We start from the raw sequence: 18,219 nt of genomic DNA, 5'->3' as shown, positions 1-18,219 counted from the left end.
GTGACCATCGAGAAACTGCCTAAGTTTATGTCAGTTTCGGCACTAATTTCTGCTTGTTTTTGTCATAAACCTAGTCAGTAACTCATGAGCCGGTCCAAGACTCCGGGCTGCATATGTGAAACTGGGGCGCGCGTGAAACCCCACGGCCATTTTTCGGCCGTTTCGTTCATGCGCACCCCAGTTTGTTGCGAGGTGTAGCTGGTAGCTGCCTATTGGTTAGCTGTTTAGTCGCTACATCCCCAGGATTTCCTTGAGCTCGGCCTTAATCTGGTCGAGCCGCTCGGCCGCGGCCACGTGCGGAATCGCGGCCGAAGCGACCGGCAGCACGACTTCCAGGTAGCACTTCAGCTTCGGTTCCGTGCCGGAAGGCCGGGCAATGACGCGGTCGTTGGCCTCGGTGAGGATGAGAATGCCGTCGGTAGGCGGGATGTGATAGCTCTCGGCCTTGGCGTCGACCATGTCTAGGCCATCATTCATGTCCGTGACCTGCGTGACCTTCGAACCAGCCAGTTGTGCAGGCGGGTTGGCGCGCAGAGTGTCCATGCCCTTGGTGATCAGCGAGCGGTCCTCGACACGGAAGGTCAACGGTGCGGTCTTGTAGAGACCATGGGCACGGGCGACATCATCCAGAAGGTCCTGGATGCCAAGACCCTGGCCCTTCAGTCGCGCCACCGCGTCGGCGACACGCACCGCCGCAGATACGCCGTCCTTGTCTCGAACGACTGCCGGGTCAGTGCAGTAGCCAATGGCCTCCTCGTAGCCGAAGACGAGCCCGTCCACACCAGCAATCCACTTAAAGCCGGTCAGTGTAGCGCGATAATTCAGTCCGTGACCTGCAGCAATCTTGCTCAGCAGGCGTGAGGACACAATCGAGTTAGCCATTGTGGCTGGGAACTCTGCGCCCTCATCATTGGTCACGGTCGCAATCCCACGGGCCTCGGCATCCGCAGCGATGACTTCACCCAGAAACGCACCGATGTCGTCGCCGGAGAGCTGTCGCCAGCCGCCGTCGACGCCGCTATCCGGAATAGCCACCGAGCAGCGGTCCGCATCCGGGTCAGCCGCGATGATGACATCCGCGTCTTCGGCACGCGCGAGCTCAAACGCAAGATCCAGCGCCCCGGCTTCCTCCGGGTTCGGGAACGATACCGTCGGGAACTCCGGATCCGGCGCGAACTGCTTCTCGACCACGCGGACATTCGAGAAACCTGCCGCGTTCAGTGTGCGCACGATGGTCTCGCCACCGACGCCATGCATAGGGGTGAGGACAATCTTCGCTGCTTGCTTCTCTTCGCTTGACGACGTCGTTGCGAGCGCTGCCGCCCGTTTCACATAAGCATCCAGCAGTTCAGGACCAACCTGCTCGACGGCATCGAAGTCACGCGGGACCTCATCAGCCGGTGGAGCAGCGGCGATGGCGTCCGCAATTTGCTTGTCATGGGGCGCGATGATTTGGACGCCTCGGCGGGAATCCGACTCCACCGCGCGGCCACCGAGGTAAACCTTGTAGCCGTTGTCCTTCGGTGGATTGTGGCTGGCCGTGACCATGATGCCGGCATCGGCATTGAGGTGGCGCACGGCAAAGGCGGTCACCGGTGTGGGCAGCTGCTGTGGCAGAGCCAGGGCCTTGCCACCGGCTGCGGCGACAACCGCGGCGGCATCGCGGTGAAAATCGGCGGAGCCGTGGCGGGCATCGCAACCAATGACCACGGTGAAGTCGTCGCCCACAATGTTCTTCAGATGCGCAACCAGGCCAGCGGTGGCACGGATGACCGTGGCACGGTTCATGCGGGACTGACCAGCTGCAACGACACCGCGAAGACCTGCAGTGCCGAATTCGAGTGGCCCGGCGAAACGGCTTTCCAGCTCGGCAATCGCATCGGGGTTGGCGGCCTTGGCTTCGTCGTAAAGCGAAGAGAGCTCGGCGGCGGTGGCCTCGTCCGGATCGTGGGCGATCCAATCGGTGATGGTGGCTTGTAGCTGTTCGGAGAGCATCGGGGTTCGCCTACTTCAGACCGTCGAGGACAGCGGCGGAGGAGGAAAGACCCAGGCGAGAGGCGCCAGCGGCGATCATTTCCTCAGCGGCAGCGGCATCGCGGATACCGCCAGAAGCCTTGACGCCCAGGCGGTCGCCCACGGTTTCGCGCATGAGCTTCACGGCGTGAGCGGAAGCGCCGCCGGCCGGGTGGAAGCCTGTGGAGGTCTTGACGAAGTCTGCGCCTGCGGACTCGGAGGCCTTGCAGGCTGCGATGATCTCCTCATCGGTCAGGGCGGCCGACTCGATGATGACCTTCAGGACCTTGCCCGGAATGGCATCGCGAACAGCCTTGATTTCGGCCTCGAGGTCGTCGAAGCGGTGCTCCTTGGCGAAGGCGATGTTAATGACCATGTCGACTTCTTCAGCGCCATCGGCCACAGCGCGAGCGGCTTCAGCGGCCTTAATCTCGGCCTTTACCGCGCCGGAGGGGAAGCCGACGACAGTGGTGATGTGCAGGCCTTCCGGTACCTCGACTGGGAGCTGCGAGGGGGAGATGCAGATGGAGTAGGTGCCGAGCTTGCCGGCCTCAGCGATAAGGGCCTTGACCTGGTCAGAGGTGGCTTCTGGCTTGAGCAGGGTGTGGTCAATCATCTTGGCAACATCAGCGCGGGAAGTCATGGGAGAAATCAAGTCCTTTCGGAAATTTGGGAGAGAGCTTAAAAGTAGGGAGGTGGCGGGCTCGGGGCGGGAAGTGGCGCCGGCGCGAGTCTGTCAGTAATTTTCTAGGACACGCGATCGAGGATAATCTCGCGCTCGGCTGTAGGCGCGGTGTCGCCGATTTCAATGCCCGGCTCGATGGACTCGAGAGCGCGCTCGAACTTATCCGGAGTTTCAGTGTGCAGCGTGAGCAGCTTCTGGCCCTTGACCACCTTGTCTCCCGGCTTGGCGAAAATCTCAATACCGGCAGTGGCCTGCACCGGATCATCCTTACGAGCACGTCCCGCGCCCAAGCGCCAGGAACCAACGCCGAGAGCCAGTGCATCCAGCTTGGTCAGGTAACCGTCAGCCTGCGCAACCACATCGTGCGTGTGAGGTGCCACCGGCAACGCGGCATCCGGATTGCCGCCCTGAGCGCGGATCATCTTCTTCCACGAATCCATTGCGCGGCCGTCCTTCAGAGCCTGCTCCACGTCGGCATCGTGCACGCCGGCCAGCTCGAGCATGTTTCGGGCCAGTTCACAGGTCAGCTCCACGACGTCTGCGGGGCCGCCGCCGGCGAGAACCTCCACCGATTCGCGGACCTCGAGGGCGTTGCCGATGGTCAGGCCCAGCGGAGTGGACATGTCCGTCAACAGTGCGCGGGTGTTCACGCCCGCGTCGTTGCCCAGGTCAACCATGGTGCGGGCCAGTTCGCAGGCCTGATTCAGATCCTTCATGAAGGCGCCCGAACCGACCTTGACATCCAGCACCAAGCTGGAGGTGCCCTCCGCAATCTTCTTGGACATGATCGACGAGGCAATCAGCGGAATGCAGTCCACCGTCGAGGTGATGTCACGCAGCGCGTAAATCTTCTTATCCGCAGGTGCCAGGCCCGCACCGGCTGCTGCGACGACCGCGCCGGAATCCTCCAGGATCTGCATCAAGCGGTCATTCGGAACATCAGCCTGCCAGCCCGGAATGGATTCCAGCTTGTCCAGGGTGCCGCCGGTGTGGCCGAGGCCACGGCCAGACAGCTGCGGGACGGCCACGCCGTAGGAGGACACCAGTGGGCCCAGTGGCAGCGTAATCTTGTCGCCGACACCACCGGTGGAGTGCTTGTCCGTGGTGGGCTTGCTCAGCGATGCGAAGCTCATGGTCTCGCCCGAGTCAATCATCGCCTGGGTCCAATCCACAATCTCGCGACGGTTCATGCCGCGGATGAAGATGGCCATGTTCAGCGCCGCCATCTGTTCATCGCCCACGACACCGCGAGTGTAGGCGTCAATGACCCAGGAAATCTCTTCCGGACTGAGCTCACCGCCATCACGCTTTACCTTGATGACGTCAACTACATCGAACTTTTCAGCCATTGTTCGCTCCTTTTATAGGCGATCGTGCTTAGCGATATTGGTCTTGTGAACTCTGCTGATTCCGATTATCATCAGCACTAGAACAAATGTCAATAGGCAACTTTCCATTTGTACCCACATAAGTATGTTTGCATAAACACCTCGAACAGGCTCGGGGAGGGAGAGCACAATGTCCCACATTTCAGACGAAGAACTACTGGCTAAGGCCTACGCAGCCACGGAAAACTCGTACGTCCCCTATTCAGGTTTTCCGGTCGGTGCCGCACTTCTGCTTGACGACGGCACGGTGGTCACAGGCTGCAACGTGGAAAATGCGTCCTATGGGTTGACCAACTGCGCAGAGCGCACAGCCGTATTCCGCATGGTCGCGGAGCACGGTGGCAACCATAAGATTGCGGCCTGCGCCATCGTCGGACGAAAGGCGGCACCGTGCCACCCCTGTGGCGCCTGTCGGCAGGTCCTGCACGAATTTGGGTGCAAGCGCGTCATAGTGGAGTCCGAGCGCCCGGAAAATGGTGGTTTAGGCGCTCCGGCCAGCATTGACTTCGAAAAAATTCTCCCTTACGCCTTTGGTCCCGAGGACCTGTAGGCATCATCACCACAGCCTCTTTTATCAAGAAAGAAGACCTTAGTCATGGATAGACTGCAAGGCTTACTGGGCATCATCCTCGTCATCGGATTTGCCATTGCTATCTCAAAGAACAGGAAAGCCATTAACTGGCGCACACTCGGCGTTGGCCTGCTGCTGCAAGCGGTATTCGCGCTGGTAGTGCTGAAGTGGGAACCTGGTTTTAATGCGCTGAAGAGCGTCGCCGGCGCCATTGAGAAGATGATCGATTTTACAAATGAGGGAACCTCGTTTGTCTTCGGTAATCTTTTCGACGACACGGGTAAAAACTTCGTCTTCGTGCTCAACGTGCTGCCAGTGATCATCTTCCTGGGCGCAGTCCTCGGTGCCCTCTACTACCTGCGGGTAGTGCAGTACTTCGTTGAATATGTCGGGTCCGCACTGAAGTTCATTATGGGAACCTCGAAGGTGGAGTCCGTCTTCGCTTCCACGGTGATTTTCCTCGGGCAGTCGGAGGCTCCGCTCGTCGTTAAGCCGTATATTCCGAAACTGACCAAGTCGGAGCTGTTCGCATGTATGTCGGGCGGTTTTGCGTCGGTGGCCGGATCGACCTTGATCGGGTACTCCCTGCTCGGTGCCCCGTTGGAATACCTGCTGGCGGCATCGGTCATGAACGCGCCGGGCTCGCTGCTGATTGCAAAGACTTTCTGGCCGGAGACAGAGGAATCTGACCTGGATGCGTCGGTGAAGGATGTCCGCGATACCGAGTCGAAGAACGTCATTGATGCGCTTGGATCGGGTGCGCTGGCCGGCGGTCGTATTGCTGTGGTTGTGGCCTGTCTGTTGATTGCGTTCATCGCTGTGATTGCGATGCTGTCGGCGATGATCGGCGGCATTGGCGGCTGGTTCGGTCAGGATAACTGGTCTCTGGAAGGACTGTTCGGCCTGATCTTTGCGCCAATTGCATGGCTGATTGGTGTGCCGTGGGAGAACGCAGGGCTGGTCGGTAGCTTCATTGGTGAGAAGACGATTCTGAACGAGTTCGTCGGCTACACCTCGTTCTCTGAGCACGTCGACTCGCTGGATCCGAAGTCCATCATGCTGGCGACCTTCGCCCTGGCCGGCTTCGCTAACCTGTCGTCCATTGCGATTCAGATCGGTTCCTTCGGTGCGCTATCGCCGGAGCGCCGCGGTGAGATTGCCAAGAACGGTCCACTGGCGCTGATCGCGGGTCTGTGCACTAACCTGCTCAACGCAGCAATCGTGGGTGTGATTGCGCTATAGCTCTTCCTCAGTTCGGAATTCGGCCGCCTGCTTTTCTAGATTCTGATGGATTTTCTGCTCGCCCTCGGCGGCAGCGGTAGCTCGAGGCGGAAGCTGGATGTATCGCTCTGAGGGCAGGCCAGCGCGCAATTGGCGCATCCTCTCAACCTCGGCATCCAGCTTGAAGCCGAAGACCACGACCACATTAATGCTCCAGAGTGCGGTCATCAGCGCGATAACCGCACCCATGGCGCCATAGGGATTCGAAGCCGCAAAGTTGAATAAGTACAGCTGGAGCGCCTTGCCGATGATCAGCGAGCTAATAATTGCCAGTGCCGAACCTGTGCTGAGCCAGCGGAATTTGCGCATGCGCACGTTCGGCGTGAAGTAGTACAGCGAGCCAATCAGAATCATCGACATCAAGATAATGACCGGCCAGCGTACCCAACTCCAGACGGAGATGCAGAAGTCAATAATTTGGCGCGTGGTCGATTCAATACCCAATGGGCGGGCAACCGGTTCGACAATGGTGATAACTAGCTGGTCATTGACAATAATCGCAATGAGCAGTACCACAGTGCCGATTAACAGCAGCAGCGTAATGGCGACCATGAGCAGGTGGTAGCGAATCAGCGTGCGACCTTCGGAAACACCGTAGATGGAGTTCGCCGTGCGCGAAAAAGCGCGCGTGTAGGCCGAGGACGAAATCAGTGCAAAGACAATACCGATAGTCAGTGCGACAAGACCGCCCGTGGCGGAGCCGATAATCGTTGAAATGACATTGCGGATCGGTTCGGCATACTCAGCCGGAATGTAGCTGCGGATGAAATCTTCGGTCAGTCGGTTGAGGTCTTCTGTATAGCCGGCCAGCATCAGCGTGGCAATCGAATAAATCGCAAGCAGTGCGGGCGCGAAGGTCAACACCGTGTAGTAGGTCAACTTCGCGGCAGCGTCGAAACCGAGCTCCAAGAAAAATTCGATACCCGCACGCTTGAGGGCGTAGAGCGCTCCTTTCCACCCCACGGGTGGCAACTTCTTCGCGGACTGGGCAAATGATGCGTCCGCCGACTCGTAGGCCTGGAGTGTGTGCTTGATTTGCTGTGCTGGTGACACCTAAAGAATCGTCCTCTCCGACCGGACAGCGGCTGCAACATATATGCGGACATGTGCGCTCGCTTAAGTCTATCGGTCGAAGAGGACAAAGACGCTTCTCGGGCCCGGGTGTCAGTTCTTTGTACTGATGCGTTCCGGGACGGTTATTCCGTGGCAGTAAGAGGGGTGGAGCTATCGGGGGAGCCCGGTGAGCCCGGTGAAGCCGGTGAAGCCGGTGCAGCTGGTGAGTCCGGTGAGTCGAGCGCAAGCAGGCGTTCAGCGGTGGCATCGTCGATGACCAGGTGAGTAGCCAAATTTGTTCGAAGGGCCACGTCGATGGCCGCGGCCTTGTGTGCGCCACCGGCCACAAGTACCCGAGTGGGGATCCGGCGCAGGTCAGAGAGGCTGATACCTACCGTGCGGGCATCGACCTCTGGCAGCGCAATGCCACCGTCAGCGCGGTAGAAGCGTGAGCAGGCATCGCCCACTGCGCGCTCCACGAGCAAGTCTTTTTCGGTTGTCGACAGCTGTCCCAAGTTCAAGGCCAGCGAATCATGGTCGACGGCGCCGACGGTGAAAACGGCAATGTCCACCGTCCGGCCAAGAGCCAAAACGCTGGCAATGAACCGATCCTGTTCCACGATGCGCTTGGTCTCGACCGAATCGAAAATCACCGGCAGCGGCAGTGTTCGGGCGTAGGCGTGGAAAGCGTGGCAGAAAGCGCCAATAGTGCGGATGTCGTTCGTGGACTTATCGGAGTGGCTCATTCCTCCCTTGAGCTGCACAATTTCCACGCCCGAGACATCCTTGGACTTCAGTTGCGTGGATACGGAGTACATGGTCTTACCCCACGAAACACCGAGAAGGGTACCGTCTACCACCAGCTCGTCGAGAAGCTCGGCGCCCACGCGCCCCAACTCGCGGAGCAAGACTGCATTGCCAGCGCGTGCCGGTTGCGCCAGGCGCACATCGTTCAACTTGTAGCGATCCCGCATCTGCGTAGCGGTCTCTGAGGCTTCCTCGCGCGGATCATGGATCTCAATGCGCACGTAACCGCGCTCACGGCCAAGGTTGAGCAGTTTAGAGACCGTTGGACGGGAAACCCCGAGTTCGGTTGCAACCTGAGACTGTGTGAGCCCCTCGCCGTAATAGAGTTTGACGGCGGTGAGTGCCTGGATGTCGCGACTGTCCACAGCGGCCTCCTCCAACAAGAGCACTTAGCAAGCGCACTTGTAACAGGAACCTCGCTTGATTGTGGCCCTGCCCGACTTGATCATCGGGAAAGCGTGCGCCTCACCTGTGATTTTAGTTCCATGTTTGCAAAAACAAAAAGTCAGCTTTTGCATTTGTAGTAAACGGTGAGGCGTTGGCTTTCCCGGAGGGTGTCGGAGGGCATCGGAGGCCCCGAAGGCGCCGGAGGGGAACGCAGCGCAGGTTGGGTTCCCGCAGAATTACCAGATATTCACGCGCTCATTCGGCTCACGCCACATGCCGTCGCCCGCTGAAGTGCCGAAGGCCTCATGGAACTCATCGATGTTGCTGGCAATGACGTTGCAGCGGAACTCCGCTGGTGAGTGCGGGTCAATCGCAAGCAGCTGGCGTGCAAACTCCGGGCGAATCTTAGAACGCCAGACCAGTGCCCACTGCTTGAACAGGTCACGGTAGGTCTCTGGGGCGTCCTCCAGTCCAAGTTCTTCACCGCGGGCAGCGAGGAAACGACGGAAAGCGACGACGGCAATGCCGAGCCCGCCCAAGTCACCGATGTTCTCGCCCAGGGTGAAGCGGCCATTGACGCCGGGTAGGTCAGCGCCCTCCTCGGCCTGCTCGCGCAGAGCCTGCGGAACCAGGCCCTCGTACTGGTCCACCAGCGCGGAGGTCAGCTTCTCAAAAGCTGCACGATCCTCATCGGTCCACCACTGGTGAAGGTTGCCGTGACCGTCATACTGCGAGCCCTGGTCATCAAAACCATGCCCAATCTCGTGACCAATAACCGCACCGATGCCACCGAAGTTCTCCGCCGGGGAAGCGTCCGGTGAGAAGAACGGCGACTGCAAAATCGCAGCCGGGAACGTGATGTCATTGACCACTGGATTGTAGAAGGCATTGACCGTCTGCGGAGTACCATGCCACTCATCACGATTGGCCGGGGTGCCCAGCTTTGCCACCTCATAATCATGCGCAAAAGCGCTGGCAGCGCGAGCATTCTCCATCAGTGAATTCCCGAGCTCCATCGCCGAGTAATCACGCCAACGCTCTGGGTAACCAATCTTGGCCTTAAATAGCGACAACTTCTCCAGCGCCCGCTCCTGCGTCGCCTTCGTCATCCACGGCAGCTCCGAAATGCGCTCCCGGTACGCCGCCAGCAGGTAGTCCACCAGTTCCAAGACCTGCTCCTTGTACTCCGGCGGGAAGTGCTTTTCCACATACAGCTTGCCGACGTCATGTCCAACCGCCCCGTCGGCAAAGGCAACACCACGCTTCCAGCGTGCACGCTGCTCGGTCGAACCCTGCAAGGTGCGGCCGTAGAAGTTAAAGCTCTCCGCAGAGAAGTCATCCGACAGGTAGGCGGCACGCTGGTGGAGAACGCGCCACAGCGCCCACAGGCGCAGATCTGCCAGGTCAGTGTCCTGCCACAGCTTGCTCAAGTGCTCGAAGTACGACGGCATCATCACCACGATGGTGTCGATGGCAGTCTGGTTCGTCTTATTGACACCGGTGGCCGCGAGCCACTCCGCGACCGGGAAGCCGGTGGGGAGGTCAGCAATAGCGGTCTTGTTATAGGTCTTCAGTGCGTCGCGAGTATCGACCACATTCCAGTGACCAGCGGCAATGCGCTTTTCAAAAGCCACGATGCGCGCCGCCGCAGCGGCCGGGTCCACCAACTCGAATGCAGCAAGTGCAGTGGAGAGGTCCCCCGCGCCGTCGTCATGCGAGGAGAGGAGCTTCAACATAGCGGCAACATGCTGCTCATAGGCGGCGAGAGTGTCGGCGTGACCAGGCTCGCGGTAGTAAGCCTCATCCGGGAGGCCGAGGCCCGACTGCAGCAGGTAGAGAGCATCCAGGTCCGAGCCGGAATCCTTCTCTACCCAGTACCCGAGCGCACCGCCGACACCGAGGCGGTCGAGGCGGCCGAGTGCCAACGCCAGCTCATGCGCGTTCTCGGCGGAGGCAATCATTTCTAAATCCTGCGCGAGCGGAGCAGCGCCGGCGCCATTAATAGCGGCTTCGTCCATGAAAGAGTTGTACAAGCGAGCGACGTGGGAATTCTGATCCGCATCGGCGGCAGTGGTGATGAGCTCGCGGACGTTTTCCTCCGCCTCATCCCTCAGCTTGTAAAAGGCGCCATCGATGGGGCGGTCAGCCGGGATGACGTGATTACTAACCCACTCACCGTTGGTGGCCAAGTAGAGGTCATCCTGTGGGCGAGGAGTCGTTGAGAGTTGGGACGTTGCGGACTGGGTCTCAGTATTAGTGCTATTTGTCATGCCGCCAGTCTAGGGGCAAGGGCGGATTGAAGCTGTGACTGGAGGGGCGGGATAAGTTTAGGATTACGAATGGGGCTAAAGTGATTTAGGGGGTAAGGTGCAAACCATGAAATTTCTTCCACTTTCCGCGACCGCGGTGCTGAAGCGACGCCCGGGCCGCGCCACTTTGGCAAGTATCGTGGCCGTTGCGCCGCTGACCTTGGGTGTTATTGCACCGGCTGACGCGCAACCCCAGGACGCATCTGCACACTCCAACCCGTCCGCTGCTGATTCCAAGGGGTCGCTCGACTTTTTGACCGAATCACCGAGCATCACCGATGCGCCGCTTGCGTCGGATGTTCAGGAGTCGCAGGGCTCTGGTGCCAACGGTTCCTCAACTGGTTCGGCTACCAGCGCATCGTCGAACCCGGCTCGCACCGGCTTCCACATGGGGCCGACTGGTGTGGACGTCTCCAAGTGGCAGCGCCCAGGTGGCGTCGCGCTGAAATGGAACGAGGTCGCAGCTAGCGGCCAGAAGTTCGCTTTCATCAAGGCCACCGACGGTGTCGAAGGTGACCAGAAGTACTTCCTCGAGGACTCCATCGCCGCCGCGAAGGCCGGTCTGTACGTGGGCAGCTACCACAAGGCACACCCGGATCGCTCCGCAACCGCGCAGGCTGACCAGTACGTAGAAGCACTGCAGCAGCGCGATGAACAAATCTCCACAGACAAGACACTACCGCCTGTGCTTGACATCGAGCTAGACAATGGCCTCAACCCAACCCAGCTGCAAAAGTGGACCAAGGACTTCCTCGAGCGCGTTGAGGAAAAGACCGGCGAAACCCCGATGATTTACACCTACCGTTGGTTCTGGCAGAACCCGATGGGTAACTCGACCGACTTCACCGACTACCCGCTGTGGCTCGCCGCCTACGAAGACAGCGCTCCGACCTCGCTGCCGGGCGGTTGGGAGAGCATGGCCTTCTGGCAGCGTTCCTCCACCGGCCGCGTCGATGGCATCCCGACCATCGTGGATGAGGATGTCTTCAACGGCACCGAAGCTGAGCTGCAGCAGCTGGCTGCTGCTCACTAGCAGTGTGTTGTGGGGCCTGGGGGCAGGCTAAAACTTCGTCCGCCCCGCACGCCACGCAATCAACGCAGGCAGGAGCTTGTCGACGTCGTCGACGACGATAAGCGCATCGAGAAGCTCCGGTCGCACAAACCCCGCATCCACAACTTTGCGCAGGAGCGCCAACAGGGGCTCCCAGAAGCCCGAAGGTCCCAGCAACGCCACTGGCTTGGCATGAATCCCCAGGTGCTGCTGGGTCCACACCTCGAAGAACTCTTCCAGTGTGCCCGCACCGCCGGGGAGTGCAACAAAAGCATCGCCGAGCTCATACATGCGCGACTTTCGATCGGCCATAGTCGCAACAGTTTCCAGGTGAGTCAGCCGCGGATGGGCAATTTCCTTCTTGACCAAGACCTCGGGGATGACACCTGTGACACTGCCGCCGTCGTCAAGCGCTGCGTTAGCAACCGTGCCCATAAGACCAATCGCCGCGCCACCGTAGACGAGCTCCACCCGATTTTCCGCGAGTGTCTGGCCGAGACGTTCGGCGGTGACGCGCCAGGCGGGATCGTTGCCGAAGCCGGAGCCGCAGAAAACAGTTAGTGACGACAGTGCGCGCTGTGGCTGTTCACGGCCAGCGGCAAGCTGCGGCAGCTCTTCGCGGAGCTTCGGCAGAGTAGTCTCGGCCAGCATAGGGGCGATTTTCCCGGTCGGCAGCCAGGGGTCGAGCCAGCGGACCTCTTCAATCTCGGCATGGGGCTGAACGTTTGCCAACTCGTCGGTGAACTCGCCGACATAGCGCACATGGTGGCCGACGACCTCGAAGCCCGCCTCGTTGGCGGCGGCTGCGCGGGCGATATTCCACGGACGCAACAGCGATAGCTCGATGTCCACGCCGAGCTCCTCGGAGACCTCGCGCGCGGCGGTGACCTCCGGGGTTATCGACGGACTCACCCGGCTCGAACTTGCCGCCGGGCAGCATGAACGTATCCGTACCCCGCTTACGAACGCACAAAACCCGCCCCACCGGGTCAGTCACAACCATTGCGGCGACAACGATGGAACGGGTTTGTGCAGTCACTCGGGCTCCTTAGGTGAAGGAGGCACCGAGGCTCTTTCGCCTAGGGATCCTTCACAATCATCTTCCCGGGCGAGTATAGACCCGAGCGAGTGATATCTTCATACTCAATTTCGGCGACATCCGGCTTGACCTTGTCCTTATTCGGACGTGGCGAGAGCTTCTCGACGGAACCCCAGTCGCGGCGCCAGTCGTTCTTGAGGTAAGTCGGTACGGACGTAGCCTCATTCACAGCGTCGGAGAATCCGAGCGGACCACCGCCATCGACCGACTGCCAGACATCTGCACCGACGACCTTCAGGCCACGGTCCGGAGTGATGCGGTATTCCGGAAGCTCTGCGACACCTGCGTAGTGGTCGAACGGACGCTGGCACGGGAACTGGAAGGCAACCGGCCAGTCCGGGATAGTCGCAGTTTCCGGCGAAATGACATCAGTCATCGACTGCAGCTCGGCCAGGCGCGGCGGGGTCAGTGCCAGCCACTGATCCTCGGAGACGTCATTGTCCTCCGCGACCAGTCGCACAGCGGTCGCTCCCTCTGGGATCTCCTCGGTCAGGAAGCGCAGGTTACGCCAGGTCGGAGCAGGGCCGATATCAATCGGCTCCGACTCGGAGAGGACCTCGAAGCCATCCTCGTCGCCGCCCTTGCGACCGTACTCTGCCACCAGCTTGCGACCCTGCTGAGCCACACCGTTGATGTCGTGGTGGAAGATACGGCCGGCCGCCGATACGACGAGTAGCGGGTGGTCCTCGTCAATCTCAGGCAGCTGGAACCAGGAAGTTTCCAGGCTTGCAGGACGCTGAATGTCCTCGGAGTAGGAGCCAAGCACCGGCACCTTATCCGGATCCAAGCCAAATGGCAGCTCGACCTGCGAGCCGTTGACACCCTTGTCGGCGCGCTTGCCGCCGTCGGTGCCCGACGCGGAACCGCCCTCAACTGTGGCTTCCGGATCAGTAGATTGATCATCAGTGTCGGCAGTACTTGCCTGGCTCTGGCTGGTGTCCACAGCTTCGGCCTTCATATTAGACGGGACGCCGTTCGGGTCGAAGCCACGGTTCTTGCCGCCACCGCGCAGCGATTCCGCTAGCGGCTTGCCATCGACGGTATTCAGGAAGCCATCGTTCGGATCGGTTTCCATCAGCACATCGCTCGCCATATTACATGTCTGACCAGCCAAGGAGCGGATATTACCAGCGGCGACCGAGTATGCCGGGTACTGCGATACTGCGCCCTTGCCCAGCGAAGCCACCATGAACATCGTCACCAGCAGCGTCGTCACCGCAATCGGGGACGATGCAACTGCATTGATGCGGCGCGCGCGTGCCGACTTTTCCTGCGACTTCGGCTTGGTGCGGAACTCCTGGACGAAGTTCATTACGGCACCAGCCAGCAGCAGTAGCAAGGCCAGAGCCAATACTGCTGAACCCAGCTGGTGACCGCGCAACTGAATGGTCTTGTCGAACCACGGCACACCGTAGGACGACACATACCACCAGCCGTTAATGCCCATCAGTGAGAAAGCGAGGATGAAGGTGATACCACCGGCAAAGAACAGCTGGTTGCGCGGGTTACCTGCTACCCAATGGCTAATGGCCATGGCGGCAAGTGCTGCCAGGGAAGCCGCGATGCCCGCGTATACGCCGAAGTGGTGCGTCCACTTTGTCGGCGTGAAGGTCAGGAAGAACATGGTGCCGATGAACATGAACACCAGGCGTGCCGACGGGCCGGCCAGAGCCCCCGGAACGGTGCGGTGACGAAGCAGCGCGGCAATCGTGATGGTCAAGCACGCCAGTGCAATCAGAACCGGGAAACGACGTGGGAAGGCGCCGTCGACCGACTGCAGCACCAGCCAGTAGTAGCGGACGTACTCGTTGTACCAAGGCTCCGACGGGCCGATGATGCTGCGGACGCGAATGGACTCGCGGACCGTGGCCAAAGTCTGGTCGCCGAAGACACCGACCAAGATGGCGGTGCCCGCAGCCAGGAACGGTGCAATCTGCATCAGTGGGGCCTGCCAACCACCACCGAGAGCCTTATGGCGCTCAACGACAATGCGCACCAGCATCGGGATGCCTGCGAGCAGGGCAGCAACTGCCATTAGGCCCGTTGGGCCCGAGCCCAGTGCCAGCGTGGCGATAACCACTGCGACTGCAGCTGGCAGCAGGCGTCGAGTCAGAATTGCGCGCTCGATGAATACCCAGGTCAGCAGGGATCCCAGCGCAATGACCGGCTCCGGGCGCAGTCCGTTGTTGTACGGCAGCCAGAAGGCCAACAGCACACCAGCAGCAGACCAGTAGGCCACCCGGCGCTGGGCAATCTTGTCGCCGAGGCGCGGGATAACCATTCGGGAGATAATGAACCACACCAGCAGTGCGGACAGCAGCGCCGGTAGTCGCATCCACAGAGACGAGGTGGACACCTTCACCATCAGCGACAGCAGGTCGTAGTAGGGGCTGCCGAACGGTGACTCAGGAGCGCCGAACCAACGGTAGTAGTTCGCCATGTAGCCCGACTCGTCGGAGACGCGCGCCATGGTGAAGATGTAACCGTCATCGGAGGTGTTGCCACCGATGAAGTGCCAAACAACCAAAATCGTGCCGACCAGGATGTCCAGCGGAGTTGGTTTCAACGCACCGCGCTTGAACAGCGGAGTGAAGGAGGAACCGTCGATACGGTCAATGCGAGCCAGCGCGACCAGGGACGCCAGTGTCAGAAGCAGACCCAAGTACATGACGATGTACTTCACCACTGTCGGATGTGAGGTGTAGCGGGAGTCGATGTTCATGTGGACATCGAGTCCATCGGCTACGGCCTTGGCCACGTCGCCGTCAGCGGGCAGATCAGTGTAGATACCGGTGACCTGCGGGCGGTAATCGCCCTGTGTGGTGGCGGTGAGCTTCTCACCATCTGAGTTCTTGGCGCCGTCGATGTTGACGGTGGTTTCATGCTCGTTTGAGCGGATCTCCAGGATCTTGCCCTTATTGCTGGCAAGCTCCTTCTTATCCAGGCTCATCACCACGCTGTCGCGCAGAATGACATCGAGGCCGTCCTTGCCCGAACGCACCATCAAGCCCCGTTTGGTCGGCTTATCCGCGGTCGGCGGGATAGTCGACAACAGGGTTGTCCGCTTGTCGGAAAGCTCATCCGTCAGCGACAGAGGCAGATCGATGCTCAGATCCAACGGTGCCTGCGCCATAAGCGGTGCATCCACTGAATTCAGTGTGTCGCGCTGAGGCCAAGACACGGAGGACTGAGTATTCACGACCGGGAGGAACGGTGTGATGACAAAGCAAATGAAACCGACGATTCCAGCGATAATCGCTGTCCAACGAGTCAGCGTCGTAGGAGAGGGGCCGTCCATAGGCGGTCTCTCCACGCGGTCGATGGTCACTTCGGGTGAGCCGTCGACACTTTCTTTGATTTCTTTAGTTTCGGCAGTCACAAGGAAAGATACTACGGTAATTGGCGTTTTTCTTTGAGTTTGCAACGCGAAAGTTACATCACAGTTTCCACATTAGTAACAGGAATCACGTTTATAGCAGGGGATGGCCGCCCAATACCTACTTGCCAATACCTACTTGCGAACCGCCACTACGAACGGGCCGACCTGGTTTAGCTCCCAGTGCTTCTCAAATGCAGAGCGGGCAAAATTCAGGCTCCGGAAGACCACATTCGGATTGTTCGGATAGATATCATCCGCGATGTCCAACGTCAGTGGAGCGGCATCCTCGCCATCAGGTGTCTCAACCTCGCCCCGCAGCACAATGGCATCCGGTCCGCGCCACGGCGTTGCATCCATGGCCTGCACGAGCTCATCGGGGTCGCGAATTTCCGACCATTTCTCCAATGCCTGATTACGGCGGTCAAACTCACCCAGAGGGTTAGCGTAGTGGCTGGTCAGTGCCTGGAATCCGTACCAGGGATAGAGTGCTTGGAAATTCTTCTCATCCGTCAGCACCACTGTCTGGGCCGGATCGAGCCCGGCCTCCTTCAGCGTTTGGTCCACCGCTGAGTACCACGCCCCGGCATTCGGTGGGAAGCGGTCCGCGCGCTCGCCGTTACCGTCGGTGTCGGTATGCGCCAAGTCGATGGCACCATGCAACTTATTCGGAATCGACTGCGCGTAGCCAATGCCCGCCAGCAGCAAGACTGCCGCCATTACCGCGGAGACACGCTTGGCAATGTGAGCTGGTGCCGCCTGCGGCCAATACTTCTCGATGCCGTTGAGACGGGCGTCGGCAAGCGCGACCACACCAGCCGCGATCAGCATGAACGTAATCGGTGCGGTGAGGCGGAACCCCAGCAGCGTGCGTCCGAGCAGCGTCGCCACCATCGAGGCCACTACCCAGCCATAGAGCACCAGCGTGCCCAGGCCGAGCGCGCGGGCATCCGGCTCCGTGGCGCTGACCAGCATGCGCACGACACCGATGAAACACAGCACACCGATCACGCTGGCGGCGAGCATCGGCAAAGGCAGCTGCGCGCCCTCCGGGGGCAGGTAATGCGTCGCTGTCGCGCCCGAGCGCGGTGCCCCCGTCGCAACCGCCAGCATGTACGGCCCCCACACCGTCGCCGCAATCAGCATCGATCCCACGCCCATAATGATCAGACGCACTACAGGCATCCAAGAGCTTGACGACGTCCACGCGACCACGGCCAACACGACCACAATAAGCGCGCCTACGGCAGTGTAAAGAGTGTAGAAAGTCGCAGAAATACCCAGGAAGACGAGTACGCCAAACATGGCGGACCAAGCGCCGGTGAGACCGCGCCAGGCCATCACGGTCATCGCCGGAAGACCCATAGCAACGACTGCGGCGTAGGGCTCATCGGCGACAGTGGCCAGGGCGACGGCCGTGGTTGTCAGCGCAATGCCAGTGGCTACTGGCAGGGAGCCACTCAGGCGTTGCCACACCGGAACCAAAACACAGCCAGCAGCGGCGAGTGTCATCAACGCCCAGGGCTGGAAAACCTCCCAGCCGGCAATGCCCAGGATATTGGCCAGGCGTCCGCCCAGGAAGAACCAACCAGCGGGGTAGAAAGACGGGATGTCGATGTACGACATGTCATGCAGGCCAGGCTCCGCGGCCATCCTGGTGAGGTACTCAGTGCGGAACTCCTGGTCGACAGACAGACCGTCTAACCACAGTCTGGTCGAGCCAAGCGGCAGGCCGACGGCAGAGACCACCAGAATGGCCGGTGACATGTAAGCCATCAGGTATGTCAACCACGTTAGCCACCGGGGGCGATTGTCTTTGCCCTTGGTGGCGAAGAAATACAGCAGGACGGTGGTGAGCGTCAGCGTGATGACAATCAGCGCTGTTGCGACTGCCCTGGTCAGCTGCGAGCCGCCAAAGGCCGGCAGCGACAGGCGGTGGAACACAAACCAGGACGCCAGAGCGATAACTGAACCGCCCACAAGCGCAGCAACTAGGTAGAGGAAGGCAGCCTTGAGGGAGAGCTGGTCATCATTGAAAATCTCGTAACGGTCTTCGTCGGTGAACTCGCCTGCGAGCCGGTTTGTGGAAAACTCTGTAGTTTCGTCAAAAGCTGGCGAAGCCTGTTGGGCTTCGCTGCATGATGAGGTGTCGGCCTGCTTGTCAACCATGCTTTTAAGTGTTGCACACGAACGTGAACG

General features: G+C 60.1%; 12 protein-coding genes. 3 read left to right on the top strand and 9 right to left on the bottom strand.

Annotated features, from left to right (window positions below; all coding sequences use genetic code 11):
• Positions 1-231: 231 nt before the first annotated feature.
• The 3 genes from CRD13_RS06040 to CRD13_RS06030 form a co-directional block, all read right to left on the bottom strand.
• Positions 232-1,995: a phospho-sugar mutase gene (locus CRD13_RS06040; protein WP_049172496.1), complete on the bottom strand. Its 1,764-nt coding sequence runs from the start codon at positions 1,993-1,995 to the stop codon at positions 232-234.
• A 10-nt stretch (positions 1,996-2,005) separates the two neighbouring features.
• Positions 2,006-2,656, bottom strand: coding sequence for a deoxyribose-phosphate aldolase (deoC, locus tag CRD13_RS06035; protein WP_187401418.1), 651 nt, complete (start codon positions 2,654-2,656; stop codon positions 2,006-2,008).
• A 104-nt stretch (positions 2,657-2,760) separates the two neighbouring features.
• A complete protein-coding gene (locus tag CRD13_RS06030; protein WP_187401417.1) occupies positions 2,761-4,047 on the bottom strand; it encodes a thymidine phosphorylase in 1,287 nt (428 codons plus the stop codon).
• A gap of 169 nt (positions 4,048-4,216) precedes the next feature.
• Here CRD13_RS06030 and CRD13_RS06025 point away from each other — a divergent pair, with 169 nt between their 5' ends.
• Together CRD13_RS06025 and CRD13_RS06020 are read left to right on the top strand one after the other, a co-directional pair.
• Complete coding sequence (locus CRD13_RS06025) at positions 4,217-4,636, top strand: cytidine deaminase (protein ID WP_049189792.1); 420 nt, start codon at positions 4,217-4,219, stop codon at positions 4,634-4,636.
• A gap of 45 nt (positions 4,637-4,681) precedes the next feature.
• Positions 4,682-5,899 carry a NupC/NupG family nucleoside CNT transporter gene (locus tag CRD13_RS06020; RefSeq protein WP_049189791.1) on the top strand — a complete coding sequence of 406 codons (1,218 nt, stop codon included), beginning with the start codon at positions 4,682-4,684 and terminating at the stop codon, positions 5,897-5,899.
• Here the strand turns inward: CRD13_RS06020 and CRD13_RS06015 are convergent.
• From CRD13_RS06015 to CRD13_RS06005, 3 genes are all read right to left on the bottom strand, one after another.
• Positions 5,894-6,991, bottom strand: coding sequence for a YihY/virulence factor BrkB family protein (locus CRD13_RS06015; protein WP_070851603.1), 1,098 nt, complete (start codon positions 6,989-6,991; stop codon positions 5,894-5,896). The two genes, CRD13_RS06020 and CRD13_RS06015, sit on opposite strands and share 6 nt — an antisense overlap.
• Positions 6,992-7,134: 143 nt before the next feature.
• Positions 7,135-8,163: a sugar-binding transcriptional regulator gene (locus CRD13_RS06010; protein WP_187401428.1), complete on the bottom strand. Its 1,029-nt coding sequence runs from the start codon at positions 8,161-8,163 to the stop codon at positions 7,135-7,137.
• Between the two features lie 258 nt (positions 8,164-8,421).
• On the bottom strand, positions 8,422-10,455 hold the full coding sequence (locus CRD13_RS06005) for a M13 family metallopeptidase (protein WP_187401416.1): 2,034 nt from the start codon (positions 10,453-10,455) through the stop codon (positions 8,422-8,424).
• A 106-nt stretch (positions 10,456-10,561) separates the two neighbouring features.
• On the opposite strand from CRD13_RS06005, the gene CRD13_RS06000 reads away from it, so the two are divergent.
• Positions 10,562-11,527, top strand: a complete 966-nt coding sequence (locus CRD13_RS06000) for a glycoside hydrolase family 25 protein (RefSeq protein ID WP_187401415.1) — start codon at positions 10,562-10,564, stop codon at positions 11,525-11,527.
• A 27-nt stretch (positions 11,528-11,554) separates the two neighbouring features.
• On the opposite strand, the gene CRD13_RS05995 is transcribed toward CRD13_RS06000, so the two are convergent.
• The 3 genes from CRD13_RS05995 to CRD13_RS05985 all read right to left on the bottom strand — a co-directional run bounded on the left by CRD13_RS05995 (position 11,555) and on the right by CRD13_RS05985 (position 18,189).
• Positions 11,555-12,457: a TIGR00730 family Rossman fold protein gene (locus tag CRD13_RS05995; RefSeq protein ID WP_187401414.1), complete on the bottom strand. Its 903-nt coding sequence runs from the start codon at positions 12,455-12,457 to the stop codon at positions 11,555-11,557.
• A 167-nt stretch (positions 12,458-12,624) separates the two neighbouring features.
• Positions 12,625-16,023, bottom strand: a complete 3,399-nt coding sequence (locus CRD13_RS05990; protein WP_088611827.1) for an arabinosyltransferase domain-containing protein — start codon at positions 16,021-16,023, stop codon at positions 12,625-12,627.
• 132 nt (positions 16,024-16,155) lie between these two features.
• On the bottom strand, positions 16,156-18,189 hold the full coding sequence (locus tag CRD13_RS05985) for a galactan 5-O-arabinofuranosyltransferase (protein WP_187401413.1): 2,034 nt from the start codon (positions 18,187-18,189) through the stop codon (positions 16,156-16,158).
• Positions 18,190-18,219 lie beyond the last annotated feature (30 nt).

The sequence above is a fragment of the Corynebacterium sp. LK26 genome, assembly GCF_014335085.1.
Taxonomy (GTDB): domain Bacteria; phylum Actinomycetota; class Actinomycetes; order Mycobacteriales; family Mycobacteriaceae; genus Corynebacterium; species Corynebacterium jeikeium_D.
The sequence above is the reverse complement of the archived record's forward strand: the minus strand, read 5'-3'. Positions and strand labels throughout refer to the sequence as shown.

Excerpts from the sequence above, each read along its gene's own strand:
- CRD13_RS06040 (WP_049172496.1), bottom strand. The coding sequence starts at position 1,995 with ATGCTCTCCGAACAGCTACAAGCCACCATCACCGATTGGATCGCCCAC.
- deoC (WP_187401418.1), bottom strand. The coding sequence starts at position 2,656 with ATGACTTCCCGCGCTGATGTTGCCAAGATGATTGACCACACCCTGCTC.
- CRD13_RS06030 (WP_187401417.1), bottom strand. The coding sequence starts at position 4,047 with ATGGCTGAAAAGTTCGATGTAGTTGACGTCATCAAGGTAAAGCGTGAT.
- CRD13_RS06025 (WP_049189792.1), top strand. The coding sequence starts at position 4,217 with ATGTCCCACATTTCAGACGAAGAACTACTGGCTAAGGCCTACGCAGCC.
- CRD13_RS06020 (WP_049189791.1), top strand. The coding sequence starts at position 4,682 with ATGGATAGACTGCAAGGCTTACTGGGCATCATCCTCGTCATCGGATTT.
- CRD13_RS06005 (WP_187401416.1), bottom strand. The coding sequence starts at position 10,455 with ATGACAAATAGCACTAATACTGAGACCCAGTCCGCAACGTCCCAACTC.
- CRD13_RS06000 (WP_187401415.1), top strand. The coding sequence starts at position 10,562 with ATGAAATTTCTTCCACTTTCCGCGACCGCGGTGCTGAAGCGACGCCCG.
- CRD13_RS05985 (WP_187401413.1), bottom strand. The coding sequence starts at position 18,189 with ATGGTTGACAAGCAGGCCGACACCTCATCATGCAGCGAAGCCCAACAG.